This window comes from Helicobacter burdigaliensis (assembly GCF_003670295.1).
In the GTDB taxonomy this organism is placed as follows: Bacteria; Campylobacterota; Campylobacteria; order Campylobacterales; family Helicobacteraceae; genus Helicobacter_D; species Helicobacter_D burdigaliensis.
This window is the reverse complement of the sequence record NZ_QXJG01000008.1, coordinates 48,107-62,879: the sequence shown is the minus strand read 5'-3', so window position 1 is coordinate 62,879 and position 14,773 is coordinate 48,107. Positions and strand designations below refer to the sequence as shown.

The 14,773-nt window shown below is 33.5% G+C and carries 13 protein-coding genes; 4 read left to right on the top strand and 9 right to left on the bottom strand.

The annotated features are described in order from the left end of the window. Window positions 1-128: 128 nt before the first annotated feature. The 6 genes from EBF09_RS04695 to nusA all read right to left on the bottom strand — a co-directional run bounded on the left by EBF09_RS04695 (window position 129) and on the right by nusA (window position 9,196). The gene (locus EBF09_RS04695) at window positions 129-2,492 is read right to left on the bottom strand and encodes a tetratricopeptide repeat protein (RefSeq protein WP_121763980.1); all 2,364 of its coding nucleotides are present in this window, start codon (window positions 2,490-2,492) and stop codon (window positions 129-131) included. Window positions 2,493-2,495: 3 nt separating this feature from the next. Beyond that, window positions 2,496-3,773, bottom strand: a complete 1,278-nt coding sequence (serS, locus tag EBF09_RS04690) for a serine--tRNA ligase (RefSeq protein ID WP_121763979.1) — start codon at window positions 3,771-3,773, stop codon at window positions 2,496-2,498. Between the two features lie 137 nt (window positions 3,774-3,910). Next, window positions 3,911-5,065, bottom strand: coding sequence for a cell division protein FtsZ (gene ftsZ, locus EBF09_RS04685; RefSeq protein ID WP_121763978.1), 1,155 nt, complete (start codon window positions 5,063-5,065; stop codon window positions 3,911-3,913). Between the two features lie 24 nt (window positions 5,066-5,089). After that, window positions 5,090-6,487 carry a cell division protein FtsA gene (gene ftsA, locus EBF09_RS04680; RefSeq protein ID WP_232817657.1) on the bottom strand — a complete coding sequence of 466 codons (1,398 nt, stop codon included), beginning with the start codon at window positions 6,485-6,487 and terminating at the stop codon, window positions 5,090-5,092. A gap of 33 nt (window positions 6,488-6,520) precedes the next feature. Beyond that, window positions 6,521-7,993, bottom strand: a complete 1,473-nt coding sequence (locus EBF09_RS04675) for a peptidylprolyl isomerase (protein ID WP_121763976.1) — start codon at window positions 7,991-7,993, stop codon at window positions 6,521-6,523. Window positions 7,994-8,062: 69 nt separating this feature from the next. Continuing rightward, entirely contained in the window at window positions 8,063-9,196 is a 1,134-nt protein-coding gene (gene nusA / locus EBF09_RS04670; protein WP_121763975.1) for a transcription termination factor NusA, read from the bottom strand. Window positions 9,197-9,378: 182 nt separating this feature from the next. On the opposite strand from nusA, the gene EBF09_RS04665 reads away from it, so the two are divergent. Genes EBF09_RS04665 through EBF09_RS04650 form a run of 4 tightly spaced genes read left to right on the top strand, consistent with a single transcriptional unit; the run spans window position 9,379 to window position 12,047 of the window. Beyond that, on the top strand, window positions 9,379-9,621 hold the full coding sequence (locus EBF09_RS04665; RefSeq protein ID WP_121763974.1) for an HP0268 family nuclease: 243 nt from the start codon (window positions 9,379-9,381) through the stop codon (window positions 9,619-9,621). 15 nt (window positions 9,622-9,636) lie between these two features. Next, window positions 9,637-10,959 carry a tRNA (N6-isopentenyl adenosine(37)-C2)-methylthiotransferase MiaB gene (gene miaB, locus EBF09_RS04660; RefSeq protein ID WP_121763973.1) on the top strand — a complete coding sequence of 441 codons (1,323 nt, stop codon included), beginning with the start codon at window positions 9,637-9,639 and terminating at the stop codon, window positions 10,957-10,959. Continuing rightward, a complete protein-coding gene (locus tag EBF09_RS04655) occupies window positions 10,956-11,588 on the top strand; it encodes a lysophospholipid acyltransferase family protein (protein ID WP_121763972.1) in 633 nt (210 codons plus the stop codon). The genes miaB and EBF09_RS04655 overlap by 4 nt, the downstream gene beginning before the upstream one ends. 3 nt (window positions 11,589-11,591) lie before the next feature. Further along, window positions 11,592-12,047, top strand: coding sequence for a hypothetical protein (locus tag EBF09_RS04650; protein WP_121763971.1), 456 nt, complete (start codon window positions 11,592-11,594; stop codon window positions 12,045-12,047). On the opposite strand, the gene EBF09_RS09340 is transcribed toward EBF09_RS04650, so the two are convergent. From EBF09_RS09340 to murA, 3 genes are read right to left on the bottom strand one after another with little or no spacing between them, the layout of a single operon-like run. Beyond that, window positions 12,044-12,577 (bottom strand): hypothetical protein, encoded by a 534-nt coding sequence (locus EBF09_RS09340; RefSeq protein ID WP_232817656.1) that lies wholly within the window; start codon window positions 12,575-12,577, stop codon window positions 12,044-12,046. The genes EBF09_RS04650 and EBF09_RS09340 overlap by 4 nt on opposite strands. Next, window positions 12,567-13,496: a 16S rRNA (cytosine(1402)-N(4))-methyltransferase RsmH gene (gene rsmH / locus EBF09_RS04640; protein WP_121763970.1), complete on the bottom strand. Its 930-nt coding sequence runs from the start codon at window positions 13,494-13,496 to the stop codon at window positions 12,567-12,569. Before rsmH ends, EBF09_RS09340 begins: the two co-directional genes overlap by 11 nt. Further along, entirely contained in the window at window positions 13,493-14,761 is a 1,269-nt protein-coding gene (murA, locus tag EBF09_RS04635) for a UDP-N-acetylglucosamine 1-carboxyvinyltransferase (protein WP_121763969.1), read from the bottom strand. Before murA ends, rsmH begins: the two co-directional genes overlap by 4 nt. Window positions 14,762-14,773: the final 12 nt, after the last annotated feature.

Sequence of the window (14,773 nt, the reverse complement as noted above, 5' to 3'; positions counted from 1 at the left end):
ATTTTCAAACATAACATAACCACTTATTCTAAATAAATTAAAATTATGCAAAACTAGACACCCCCTTTACATAGAAGCTATCTCTTAATCCCTTTTTTAGAATTGCATGGTTTTGCTTTATTGTGGGGTTACTTTTGGTTTAGAAGCTGGGAGCTGTCTATTTTAAAATCAAAATATTCAGAGCTCACAACCCCATCGCCTATGGTTCTAAACTGCGTTGAAGCTGCTTTAAAATTCTTCTCTTGCTGATAAAGAATCCCAATAGCGATTCTTGTTTCATAGTTTGTAGGGGCTTCTAAGCGTGAGAGCTGCAAAAGTGTGGAGGCATTTTGTATATGCCCTGCTCCCACAGCTGCGATAGCCGCTAGAAAATAAGTTTGCGTATCTTCTTCTTTAAAATCATCCAAAAGGCTATTATAGAGAGTGAAAGCCTTTTCAAACTCTTGCAGATAGATATAAGTAAGTGCTAATGCTTGGATAACGCCTCTTACATCTTTTTGTTCGCTTATCATCTTTTTATCTAAATCCTCTTCTACATAATGAAGTGTCCCTGCAATATGTGCTATTTGTATATACATCTCTCGCACCACTGAAGCTCCATAGTAAATAGGATCTTTATTGATTGTAGAATCTTTATAAAAAGATTGCAATTTTAAAGAAAGATCTTTTGGATTATCTTCAAAATTAAGCGCCAAAAGCTCTAAAAGATTAGTAATGGGATCTTTTGGCAAATTAGCTTTCAAAAAAGAACTAGCCTTTATCAAGCGCTCTTTATCCTTTAAAGATACACTTAAAACATAATCAAGTGCATGATAAATCGAAAGATTACTCTTTTTTATATCTAGCCAATCTGTAATATTTGGCACTCCACCCCTTACAAAATTCAATAAAGTCAGAATATATTGTTGCTCTTCTTTATTTCCTGTCATCTCTGCTATTTCTTGACTAACTTCTGAATCTAGCCTTCCATAATCCCTAAAAGTGAGTTGCGCACTCATAAGCGCAAAAATCCCTGCTTGTAAATCTTTAGGATTTAGATGAAAAGAGCGTAAAAAATGCTCATAAGCTTTATTAAAATCTCCCATTTGTGCGTAATTTAATCCCAAATCATAATGCAAAATAGAATGGTTTGGATAACGCTTTAGGGCTTCTGTTAAAAGCTTATTTGCATCTCTAATATTACCATTTAAAGTTTGCAAAATTGCATCGGCAATATTTTTATTCACGCGCGAAATTGTCTGCCCTCTTATTAAAATATCTTTTGCTTCTTGCAAATTTTCAATATGAATATTAAGCCCACCCTCTTGAATAATATTAAAAGCCTCTTTTGCATCAAACACTTTATAGGGTGCAAAATAATAAAGCAATTTATAAGCATTAAGTTTTTGCCCTTTAAAACTATTCCAAAAACGCTTTTGGGCTATATTCACATCAAAAAACTTCTCTTGTAAAGCAATTTTTATAGGGTAAGGATTAGCATCAATAGGCTCTTTATTTTGGTGGTATTTATCTAAAACTTTTCCTGCAGATTCATACTTAGAATCTTTTAAATAAACAAGTTCCAAAGCTAAATTTTTTTGAAAACTTTCTCCCTCTGCTTCTATAATCTGCAAAAGATATTTTTGTGCCTCTTTGTATTCTCCAATCCTAGCATATAAAATCCCCATATTAAACCAATTTTTTACTTCATCAGGATATTTACTTAAACGCTCTAATGCTAAAGTATCATTTTGCAAATAAGAAAAAATCATAGCCAAAAGCTCATCGCTTTCTTTTTGATAATATTCTGAATTTGGATGCAAAAGAGGAGAGATGGCTTCTAAATAGTTTCCTTTATAATAATGCGTTAGAGCATAAAGATAAGAATAAAGTGCTAAATCTCCAGAGCTTGGCAAATAACTCTGTGCTAAATCTGTATAATAAGCAAAACGCCCCTCATAACCAAGCCTTAGAGAACAAACCGCAGCATTTAATGCACTAATTACTCTATCCTCTCCTAAGTCAATAGCTTTTTGAAAAGAATCTAAAGCTTCCTTGTAAGCTTCCTCATTCATTTGTGCAACGCCTAGATTATAGTTAGAAAGCCCTTCAGAATAATTAGAAATTTTCCCATATAAATCCAATGCTTCTGTTTTATTTCCACTCATATAAAGAAAATTTGCCTTTTTGATGAGCTCCTCTAAATCGCGCGCATCATTGATAATATCCGCACCTTTTTGAATCTTCAAAGTAGGCGGTTCTATTTTTAGCTCTTGTGGCTTTACTTCTTCTTTAAAAATAAGTGCTAGAATAAAGATTAACGCTACAATCAAAATTCCCAAAAGCAATGCAAGAGCTATGGTTAATTTTTTATAAGTCTGGATAAACTCCAAAAGCTTGTCAATAAGAGTTTTGGGTTTAGGCGGTTTTGAATCTTTGTTTAAAATATCTTCTAAAATATCAAAACTATCATCTAATCTAATAACTTGTTCTTGTTCCTCTTTTACGGCCATCTACTATCTCAAATAAGGCTCTAAAGCCAGTGGAATTTCAATACTTCCATCTTCTTTTTGATAATTCTCCATAATAGCTACTAAAGTCCTTCCTACCGCTAAAGAAGAGCCATTTAGAGTGTGTGCTAAAAGATTTTTCTTTTGTGTATTTTTATAGCGGATTTTAGCTCTTCTTGCTTGAAAATCTCTAGTATTTGAAATAGAACTAATCTCACGATAGCAATTTTGTCCTGGTAGCCACACTTCAATATCCACAGTATTGCTCGCACTAAATCCTAAATCTCCACTACAAAGTTGCACAAGCCTATGAGGGAGATTAAGCGAACTTAAAAGATCTGAAGCACATGCTATCATTCGCTCTTGCATCATTTGGCTATCTTCTTGCGTAGTGATTGCTACAAGCTCTACTTTATCAAATTGGTGTTGGCGTATAATTCCTCGTGTATCACGCCCCGCACTTCCTGCCTCTTTTCTAAAGCAAGGCGTATAAGCACACATCATTAATGGCAACTCTTCTTCTTGTAAAATCTCATCAGAATAAAGATTAGTTAGAGTTACTTCTGCAGTCGGAATAAGGTAGAGCTCATGCCCTTTACCACTTTCCTCATCTACAAAGTTTGAAATTTTAAACAAATCATTTTCAAATTTGGGAAGTTGCCCTGTGCCAAAAAGTGTTTGTGTATTTGCAATCACTGGAGTGCCCACCTCACAAAATCCACGCTTTGAATTAAAATCAAGCATATAATTAATCAAAGCACGCTCTAGCTTAGCCCCCATACCACAAAATACACTAAATCTACTCTTTGCTAATTTCACACCTCTTTCAAAATCAATCCAACCATTTTTTTCTGCAAGTTCCCAATGTTCTTTAGGTTTGAAGCTAAACTCTTTAGGTGTTAGAACTTTTTTAAGTTCCACATTGTCATTTTCATCTTTGCCAAAAGGAGTGTTAGAATCAGGAATATTTGGGAGAGTTTTAAGAAGTTTTTCTAGCTTTTCTTCCCATACTTTTACTTCTTCTTCATAAAGTGAAACTTTATTTTTTAATGTATCACACTCCTCTTTTAAAGCATTAATATCTTTACCTTCTTGCTTGAACTTAGCAAATAATTTTGCCTTAGAGTTTCTATCTGCTTGTATTTCTTCTAATGCAATTTTTTTTTGTTTGAAATTTAATGCTATTTCTTTTAATTCTTCTAGTAAAGATTTTTGAATATTCCTTTTAGATAATCCCTCATTCACACTTTCAAAATCATTTACTAAAAGCTTTAAATCAATCATCTAAAAATCCTTAATATTTTTAATTATTATACCCTAAAGAAGCACAATTCTACAAATAAATTTTAACTAAAATCAAAATACTCTCTAGCCAAAGCTAGGTATAAAACTCTTAATAGAGAAAGAGAATGGATTATTGATTAATCCATTTGATTTCTTAGATAGGTTGGCACATCTAAAATTTCTTCACTAGCAAAATCTGCACCACTTACTTTTTTTCTAATGGTTTCTGCTTGATTGATTTTTTGACTCATATCTTTAGGGCTTACAAGCTTTAGTGTGTTCTCCTCAACTTCTGCGGAAGAAATTGAAGTCTGTGCTTCTTTTTCAAATCCAGTAGCCACAATCGTAACTCTTACTCTATCTTTTTCTATACTCTCATCTTTAGTAGTTCCAAAAATAACATCTGCATCAGGATCTGCACTATTATCAATAATCTCCATTGCATTATTAATCTCTAAAAGTGGATAGGCTGGATTAATATAAAAATGAATCAAAATTCCTTTTGCACCATTAATAGACATATTATCAAATAAAGGTGATTCAATAGCAATCTTTGTGGCTTCTTTAGCAGCATCTGTGCCATTTGCCTCACCTATACCCATTAATGCTAAACCTCTATGACTCATAATTGTTTTAATATCTGCAAAGTCTGTATTAATCCCACGCTCACTCTTAGATAAAATCACACCACTCATACCATTTACAGCACGCACTAAAACATCATCTACAATCCTAAGGCTTTCATCATAACTTAAAGCCCTATCTATAATAGATATAAGCTTATCATTTGGAATTACCACAATCGAATCGCTTTCTGATTTTAGCTCTTGGTAACCCACCTCTGCAAGTCTTGATCTTTTTCTTCCTTCAACCCTAAAAGGTTTTGTCGCAATAGAAACCGCTAAAGCTCCCACTTCTTTAGCAGCCTTAGCAATGATTGGTGCCGCTCCTGTCCCTGTTCCTCCACCAAGTCCAGTGGAGATAAATACAATATCTGTTCCCTCTAAAAACGCCTTTAAATCCTCATAGCTTTCTAATGCTGCATCTTTACCTACTTCTGGTCGCATACCTGCACCAAGCCCTTTGGTAAGTTTAACCCCAAGTTGTATTCTTGTAGGAACTTTAGAGGTTGCTAAATGTTGTGCATCTGTGTTTGCCACCGCTAGTTCAATCCCATCATAAGTCCCTACTTCCATTAGGTGATCTACCATATTACTACCACCACCGCCTACACCAATAACTTTAATATTTGCCTTAAAATCATTTGGGATTACTTCTTGAACATCTATCATTTACACTATTCTCCTTTCTCTAGTTTAAAACATTTGTTTGAATTTATGCCAAAGTTGTGAAATTGGGCTAGAATTTTTAGGCACTTTTTTCACTGCAATATCGGATAAATTTTGCTTAATTTCTGCTGCACTATTTGGAATATTGTTAGCAACATTACGCTTCTCTTGCAATGGATTTAAGTTTGGAAGAGGATTTTTAGCAAAATTCACTTGATCTTCTCCCATTTTTCCATTTTTAGTGCGTATTTTCTTTTCAGAATCAATCTCATAATTTGTATATCTACCCGATGCATAAAGCACTAAGCCAATTGCAGTAGCATATTCTGGTTTTTTTAGATTGTCAAATAAACCATCAATTTCACAAGGCTTAGCAATACGCACCGGAATACCAAAAATAGCAGAAGCCAAATCTCTTAAACCCTCTAAATGCGTCATTCCACCCGTTAGCACAATTCCGCCACCAATTTGCTCTTTTAATCCACTATGATCCAAAGATCTTGAAAGTATCATTAAGGTTTCTTCCACTCTTGCATACACCACATCATAGACTAATTCTAAAGATACTTGGTGTTTAGAGCCTTCTTCTCCACCTATCATAGGAATCTCAATCAAACTTTCCATATCTTCTTGCTGTTTATAAAGCTTGCTATATTCTACTTTTACTTTTTCAGCAATCGCATAAGGAGTATGCAATGCCATTGAAAGATCATTAGTAATATTATTAGAACCCACTCCTAAAAAATCATTATAACGCATAGAATTTCCAAGGTGCATCATAAGCTCACAAGTGCTTCCACCCATATCAATACAAGCAACACCTAGTTCTTTTTCATCATCACTTAAAACTGCAATGGAGGAGGCATAGGAAGAAAGAACGATATTTTCTACATCTACCCCTGCAGCTTTGACTGCTTTTCTTAAATTTCCAAGACTAGATTTTTGTGCTGTAACAATTCTCACAAAAACTTCCAATCTATTTCCATTCATACCCATAGGATCATCAATAAAATCCCGCTCATCTAATTTAAAATTATAGGGCAAAATATGCACTACTTCATATTCACTAGGAATAGTTGCATTATATAATGCTGTTTGGATTACTCTATTAATTTCCTTAATTCCAATCTCATTATTAGGGATATTCACAATCCCTGAGCTATTTACACTCTTTGTATAAGAACCTGAAATTGAAATCACTGCCTTATCTATGTTAGTTCCTGCTACTCTTTTTGCATCATTAACTGCATTTCTAATAGCACGACTTGCTTGTTCAATATTTGTAATTGTGCCTTTCTTTAATCCTTGAGATTTATGGATTCCCGTCCCAATAACATGTAGTTCTTCATCCTTGCAACTTGCAATAATTGCACATATTTTGGTAGAACCAATATCAATTCCCAAAATGTTTCGGTTAGTGTCCATTCCTTTGTAATTTACTTCCATATATGAAAAACCCTATTGATACTTTGTGATTTTATAAATTTTTGATAACTCATTTAAAAGCTCTCCTTCAACCAATTGTTGCTTGATTTTTGTCCCGCTTTGAATAAGAAAATCTAAATTTTTGCTAATTATATCAGAATTTTTGCTTCTTTGCTCTTTTATCGCATATAAAATTGCTTTATTTTCTAAAAGAATATAATCTTCTTTTTTAGAAGCCATAAATAATTTAGAAATAAATTCTTGTGTTTCATCCAGGCTTAAACCCGCAATTTCTTTAGAATAATCCCTGCCCACAAAACCAATATCCTTACTTTGGATATTTGCAAAATTTGCTATTTGCTCTTGAGCCATTTTTTCTAACATCTTATTTTTTTGCATTTTTATATAATCCATACTTGCATCTTTTTTGGCTTCTTCATAAGCTTTAGGTACACTTGGAATTATCTTTTTAATCTTAGCACTCACATAACCTTGCGGAGTTAAAGTAGGCTTTAGCGTATCTCCTTCTTTAGCTTGACTTAAAAGATTGATAAGATTATCATATTTTTTATAATCTTCTTCTTTTTCATAGATTTTTACAACCTCCCCCATAGGCTCTTTGGCTTTACGCAATGCAATATATTGTTTTAATGCTTCTTTTTGAGCTTGAGAATCTTGATAAGCTTTTTGCACTTGCTCTTTTGCGTCTTTGAAAGGTATGATTTGTCCTTGTGCATCTAAAAACTGATTTTTAAAATCATTATAATATTTTTCCAACGCTTCTTGTGTATATTTCACATCTTGTGGCATAAGAGTGATAATCTCTAGCTCATAGCCTCTTTGTGTCTGATAAATATCCTTATTTTCTTCCCAATATTTTTTAATCTCTTCTTCTTTGGGGTTAAATTCAATTTGTTTTTCATCTAAAATCTTTATACTTACTCTATCTTCTGTGAAATAAGCATTTCTTAGCATATCAATTTCTAAAGGAGTTAGAGGAATATCCAAAAGCACTCCCAATTTTTGCAAAAGCAAACTCTCATAAATGCTTTCTTCAAAATCTTTTGCTTTAAGATTGTTTTCTTCTAATGTCTTTAAATAAACTTCTTTGCTAAATTTTCCATTCACATAGAAATCTTGCATTTTAGAAAGTTCTTGTATAATCTCTTCTTTTTGCACCAAAAGCCCTAAATCTCTAGCATAATTCAACATAAGGGTTTTATAAATAAGGTTATTAATAGCTTGTTCTTGTATGCCTAATTTTTGTGCTTGTTCTTCATCTAATCCCCCGCCAGTAATTTGGTTATAGAGATTATAAAGCCTAGAATATTCTTGTTGCATTTTTTGAATACTAATTTTTGTATCTCCAACTTTTGCAACCGAATTTGACGCACTTGAAAAACTATACACACCCCACCCAACAACAGATGCTCCAACAAGTGCAATGGTGCTAACCCAAATTGTAATTACCAAATATTTTCTATGCTTCTGCATCCAACCAATCATACATTTTCCTAAAAATTAAAATTTCAAAATTATAAAGACAAAATAATAAAAGAAGGGTAAATTTCTTACCTATCCTTTAAAAAGAGAGGAAAGAATATCAAGATTTGTCTTTTGATTTCCTTCATTTTGCAGATTCTGCCTTTCTTTTTCCTCTTGTTTCTCTCCCTCTATTTCTTTAAGCTCTATCTCATATCCCGTAAGCATCGAAGCTAAGCGTATATTGATTCCACTCCTTCCAATAGCCTTAGGTTTTTGATCTTTTGAGATAGTTACTACTGCTTTTTTATCTTCTTCATTTAACACAACACTCACAACAAGTGCAGGAGAAAGGGCTCTTGCTACATAAAGTTCCATTTGTGGAGAATATTCCACACAATCAATATTTTCATTTTTTAGCTCTTTGGAAACTGCATTAATCCGCACTCCCTTAACCCCAACAGTCGCTCCCACAGGATCAATCTTAGCTAAATCACTTTTTAGGGCAACTTTTGCCCTCTCACCTGGGATTCTAGCACAACTTACTATTTCTACATCGCCATCTTTAATTTCTGGAACCTCTAATCTTAAAAGCTCTTCTAGCATTTTAGGAGTGGTGCGACTAAGTTCAATTTCTATCCCATTTTGTCTATCAATACCCACATGCTTTAAAATAGCTCCTACGACGCTACCTACTGCAAACTCCTCGCCCTTAATACGATTTTTCTTAGGTAAAATTGCACGTATTTCATCAATCTCTACATAAGTATTTCCTAAATCATCTACCCTAACCACACTTCCGCTTACAATCTTTCCAACTTGTGCTTTGTATTTATCAAAAAGCTGTGTTTCTACAAGACGCTGAATCTTATATTCTAACTCTCTAAAAAGTGAATTTACAGCACTTCTACTCATATTTTCTAAGCTAATTTCATAGCGTAACTCATCACCTATCTTAATCTCACTATCATGCTTTCTAGCTTCTTGTAGAGTAATATAATTGCTATTAGCTTTCTTAGCTTCATCATTATTATCGCATACGCTAATCACTTGATAAAGATGTAAAGTTTTATTTTTTTTATCAATTTCTGCAATATAGTTAAAATTAGGATCAAATGTCTCCTTAGCTACCTTTATCACAGCTTCTTTAACAGCTTGCGCTACATTATCTATGGGTATGCCTTTTTCATAAGAGATCCCTTCAATAATATCTAATATCTTCTCCAAAATTTTATCCTTTTTGTTTTAAGTGAGATTTTTTCAATTTAATAATTTGCGGATTCTAACTTAAAAATTCTTTATAAGGGCTTTATTGATTTTATACAACACAAAAACAAAATACAATATTATTTTTTAAGAAAATTTCGTGTATAATCAGCCATTTTTCTATAAAATTTAAGGGCAAGATGATGGATATTAAATTAGCACGCGAACACATTAATGAAAAACCAACAAAGGTTAGCATTAAAAAACTAGAAGAAATGCTACAAGAAAAGAAAGCAAATATTTTTTATTGTGATAAAGAAAACTCACATAAAGATATGATGGCTTTATTAGAGTATTTTGAAAAAAAAGGTAAACACGCTTATTTTAGAGAGGTAAAATATGGTCTTGATGAGGGAGATTATATGTATGAGATGCATATCCTCTAATAAAGGGTTTAAATTTTGAGTAAAAAACTCTATATCCAAACTCTAGGCTGTGCGATGAATGAACGCGATAGCGAGCATATCATCGCAGAACTAGAAGAAAAAGAAAACTACTCTCTTACAGACAACCCAAAAGAAGCTGACCTTATCTTAATCAACACTTGTAGCGTCCGCGAAAAACCAGAAAAAAAGCTTTTTTCAGAAATAGGACAATACTCTAAAATCAAAAAACAAGATGCAAAAATCGGCGTATGTGGATGCACTGCTAGCCATTTAGGAGATAAAATTTTAAAGCGTTCTAAAAATGTGAATTTTGTGCTAGGCGCTAGAAATGTTTCTAAAATCTCGCAAATTATTCACAAAGATAGAGTAGCTTGGGTAGATATTGATTATGATGATAGCTCCTATGTCTTTAGTCAAAAACAAAACTCTAATCTAAAAGGAATGATTAATATCTCTATAGGTTGTGATAAAAAATGCACCTATTGTATTGTCCCCCACACAAGAGGTAATGAGATTTCTATCCCAAGTGAGCTTATTTTAAATGAAGCTAAAAGATTAGTAGATAATGGCACAAAAGAGATTTTGCTTTTAGGGCAAAATGTCAATAATTATGGAAGACGCTTTAGTGGAGATCATAAAAAAATCAATTTCACACAACTTTTGCATGAGATCTCGCAAATCAATGGATTAGAAAGAATCCGCTTCACCTCTCCTCACCCTTTGCATATGGACGATGAGTTTATAGAAGAGTTTGCAACCAATAGAAAAATTTGCAAAGCTATTCATATGCCACTGCAGAGCGGTTCTAGTGCAATTTTACAAAAAATGAAACGCGGATACACTAAAGAATGGTTTTTAAATCGTGTAGAAAAAATGCGCTCTTTAGTGCCTAACTTAAGCATAGGGACAGATATTATTGTAGGCTTTCCCACTGAAAGTGAAGCAGACTTTTTAGACACTTTAGATGTGTTAGAAAAAGTGCGTTTTGATACACTTTATAGCTTCATCTACTCTTCACGCCCTCACACAGAAGCAGCCACTTGGTGTGAAGATGAAAACTTTCAAGGCTTAGTGGATGAAGAAATAGCCAAAGAACGCCTTGCTACTTTAAAAGACAGGCATAAAGCTATTTTACAAGAAGATAATGCAAAACTTCTCCACCAAATTCATTCTGTTTTAATTGAAAGCTATGATGAGGAGAATAAACTACTTGAAGGCAGAAGCGATAATAACAAACTTTTAAGAATCCATTCTCCTAACAATCTTGTAGGTAAAATACTCCCTGTGCGTATTTGTAAAATCAATGGAGCGCAACTTATAGGTGAATTGATCGAATGAATCTAAAACAGCTTAGTAGAAAGATTTTTGCCACTCTTGCTCCTCCCTTTTTATATTGTTTAATAAGGCTATTGCATTTTACCTATCGCCATTCCTATGAGATTCCAAGTAGTTTAAAAGAACACAACCAAAAAGATACTTTTATTATTGCATTTTGGCATGGGGAGCTTTTATTGCAACCCTTTTTATTTAAACATTTTTGTAAAAATAGAACCGCTTATGTTTTAATTTCCAATCATTTTGATGGGGATATTATTAGCAATATTATGAAGTTTTTTGGCATAGAATCTCTGCGTGGTTCTTCTTCTAAAGGAGGGATTAAGGTGCTTTTAAGCGGTATTAAAAAGCTTCAAGAAGGGGAAGTTGTAGTCGTAACTCCTGATGGCCCTAGAGGCCCTTATCATAGTATCGCAAATGGTATCTTAATGCTTTCGCAAAAATCCAATAAGCCCATAGTGGTTTTTCGCACTCTTGCACAAAATTGCTGGAATCTAAAAAGCTGGGACAAATTTCAAATCCCAAAACCATTTAGCAAAATTAAGCATATTGCCTTAGAACCTTTTTATATCAAGGGTTTAAATGAAGAGGAAGCTAAAAAACTCATACTCTCCAAAATGGAAGAATTTTAATCCATGTATTTTAAAGCCTTTATTCTGCTTCTTTTTTGCGGACTTGTTTATTATTTTTTCTTCTCACCCTCTTATAAACTTGCAAATGATGCAAAAGAAGCCTATACAAAGCAAAATTATGAACTTGCTTATACACTTGCAAATGATGCGCTAAAAGAGGATTTATATAATAAAAAAGCTTTTTCTATCTCTAGCCAAGCCAAACAAAGAATACAAATCCAAAAATTTTTAGAATCCTCAGAAAATCTTTATAAAAATGCACTAGCACTCTTAAATCAAACAAGCCTAACCGAGCAAGAATTTTTACAACTTAAATGGATTTGCGAAGAATTTAACGCCAAAAGAGAAGAGCTAACTTTTTTTAACAATCCCACACAAGAAGAAGCAAAAAATATCCAAGCCTATACAAATTGGTTTAAAGATTTAGAAAGCAAACTCCAAAAAACTAAACAACCTTAAAAATCTAGCTCATGCGTGAGATTTTTAAATTTAATATCCTCTAATTGTGATTTTATAAATTTATTTTCTTCACTTAAAGAAGACATTTGTGCTTGCAGTTGAATAATATTTCTACTAGAATAATAGATATTATTGCGGATATAAATCTTTGGCACAAAGATTAAAAACGCTAAGAAAATAGCAATAAGTGCAAAAACCACGAACCCAAAAGATAAATTTTGCTCCTCTGTTTCTTCTAAGATTTCTTCCTTTTCAGCCACACTTAGCGAAGTGCCCTCTTCTTGTTGCTCTAAAGTTTCTTGTTGTTCTTTATAAGTAGGCAATATCAAATCTTCATCAAAAGATTCTATACTCTCTTCTTGATTCTCTTCCCAAACTTCCTTACCATAGCGTTCTTCTAAAAACTCTAAATTTTCCCCTTCTCCTTTAGAATCTTTTCCAAAGATTCGTGCAAAAAAGCCTACCTTTTGTATTCTATCTGCTTCTTTTAGACGCAACTCTTCATAAAAGTTATTCTCTCTATTTTCCAAATTCAAAAGTCCTTAGCTTTGCACTTCTTGCTCTAGGATTTTTCATATTTTCCTCACTTGTAGCAATAAGAGGTTTTTTATATATGCTTTTGCCGAGTGCATGATTGTTTCCACACTCACAACGCATTACATTCATAGGGCAAATACAAGATTTCTCCCACCTTTTAAAATGCTCCTTAACAATTCTATCTTCTAAAGAATGAAAAGAAATAATACTTACTCTAGCGCCCTTCTGTAAAGGATTTTCAAAGATTCCTCGCAATAATCTCTCAAGTTCTCCTAACTCATCATTGACTTCAATCCTTAAAGCCTGAAAAGCTAAAGTAGCAGGGTGAATTTTACTAGCTTTAAAATGCATAGCTATTTTAGAACTTAGCTCTTGTGCACTTATAATCTTTGCTTCTTTTCTCCACTCTACAATTAATCTTGCTAATTTTTTATATTCCCTAATCTCGCCATAATCTCTAAAAATCCTCTCTAGCTCTACAAGAGAATAAGAATTTATAATATCTTTTGCACTCAAAGACTTATTTTTATCCATACGCATATCAAGCGTATTAGATTTAAAACTAAAACCCCTATCTTCTTTATCAAATTGCAAGGAAGACACCCCAATATCCGCCAAAACTCCCACTAACTTTTCTTTTTTTAAAATCTCCAACGCCTTTATACTAAAATCTCCATAAAGTGGAGTAAAGCGATCTTTAAAAGGAGCTAAAAATTCATTGCAAAATTCTAATGCTTCCCTATCCTTATCAATGCCAATAATTTGCAATTTTGGATAAGCTTTTAAAAGCATAGAAGTATGCCCACCAAAACCTAGTGTGCAATCTAGTAAAATTCCTCCTTTATGCACCAAAGGAGTATCAAAACTTTGCAAAACTTCACAAGGCAAAACAGAAATATGAGGACTATTCATTCACTTTCTCGCACGATTTTTGCACCTAGTTTGCTAAGCTTTGTTTCTAATGCTTCATAGCCCCTATCTAAATGATAGATTCTATGAATCTTTGTTTGTCCTTTTGCAACTAATGCTGCTAAAACTAATGCACTAGAAGCACGCAAATCTGTCGCCATTACATCTGCACCATAAAGCTCACTTTCTCCATGAATACTAGCACTATTACCATGCAAGTTAATATTTGCTCCCATTCTTTGAAGCTCACTCACATGCATAAAACGATTTTCAAAAAGCCTTTCTTGAATGATACTTGTCCCCTCGCATTGTGTAGCTAAAGCCATAAATTGTGCTTGCATATCTGTAGGGAATCCTGGATATTCTGCGGTAGAAATCTCAAAAGCACTCCTTTTGTTAGCAGGATAAATGTTAATACTCTCTTCATCTGCTACAATTTTAAAACCAATCTCTTCTAGCTTTGAAATTACTGCACCTAAATGATGAGGATTTACTTTGTGCAATGTAATAGAAGAATTACAAATTGCCCCTACACATAGATAAGTTCCTGCCTCTATTCTATCAGGGATTACATGAATTGTCTTTTTAAAATCCAATCCTTGCATTTGTGTGCCATATACAACCAATTCATCGCTTCCAATTCCGCTAATCTCCACCCCTGCTTCTTGTAATACCTCACAAAGCTGCACTACTTCGGGCTCTTTTGCTGCATTTAAAATCTTTGTCTTGCCCTCTGCCATTGCTGCAGCCATTAAGATATTTTCTGTCCCTGTAACTGTGATTTTATCAAAATTAATCGTTGTACCTTTTAGCCCATGCTTTGCTTCAGCAACAATATATCCCCCTTCAATTCTAATATTTGCTCCCATTTTCTCCAAAGCTTTAATGTGTAAATCCACAGGTCTTGCACCAATCGCACAACCCCCTGGCAAACTCACTTCACAAAGTCCAAACCTGCCCAAAAGAGGTCCCAAAACCAAGATAGAAGCCCTCATCTTACGCACAATATCATAAACTGCTTTGGTGCTATGAAGCTCTAAAGTATGGATTCTTGCTAAATGTTCTCCCTCTTTTTCTACTTTACAACCCAATATCTCTAAAAGCGAAAGAAAAGTTTTTACATCCACAACATTAGGTAAATTATCCAATACAATGCTATCTTTTGCTAACAATCCCATTGCAATTAAAGGCAAAGCGGAATTTTTAGCACCTGAAACATTAATAGAACCTTGCAATCTCTTTCCACCCTCACAACTTAAAAAATCCATACTTCTCCTTTT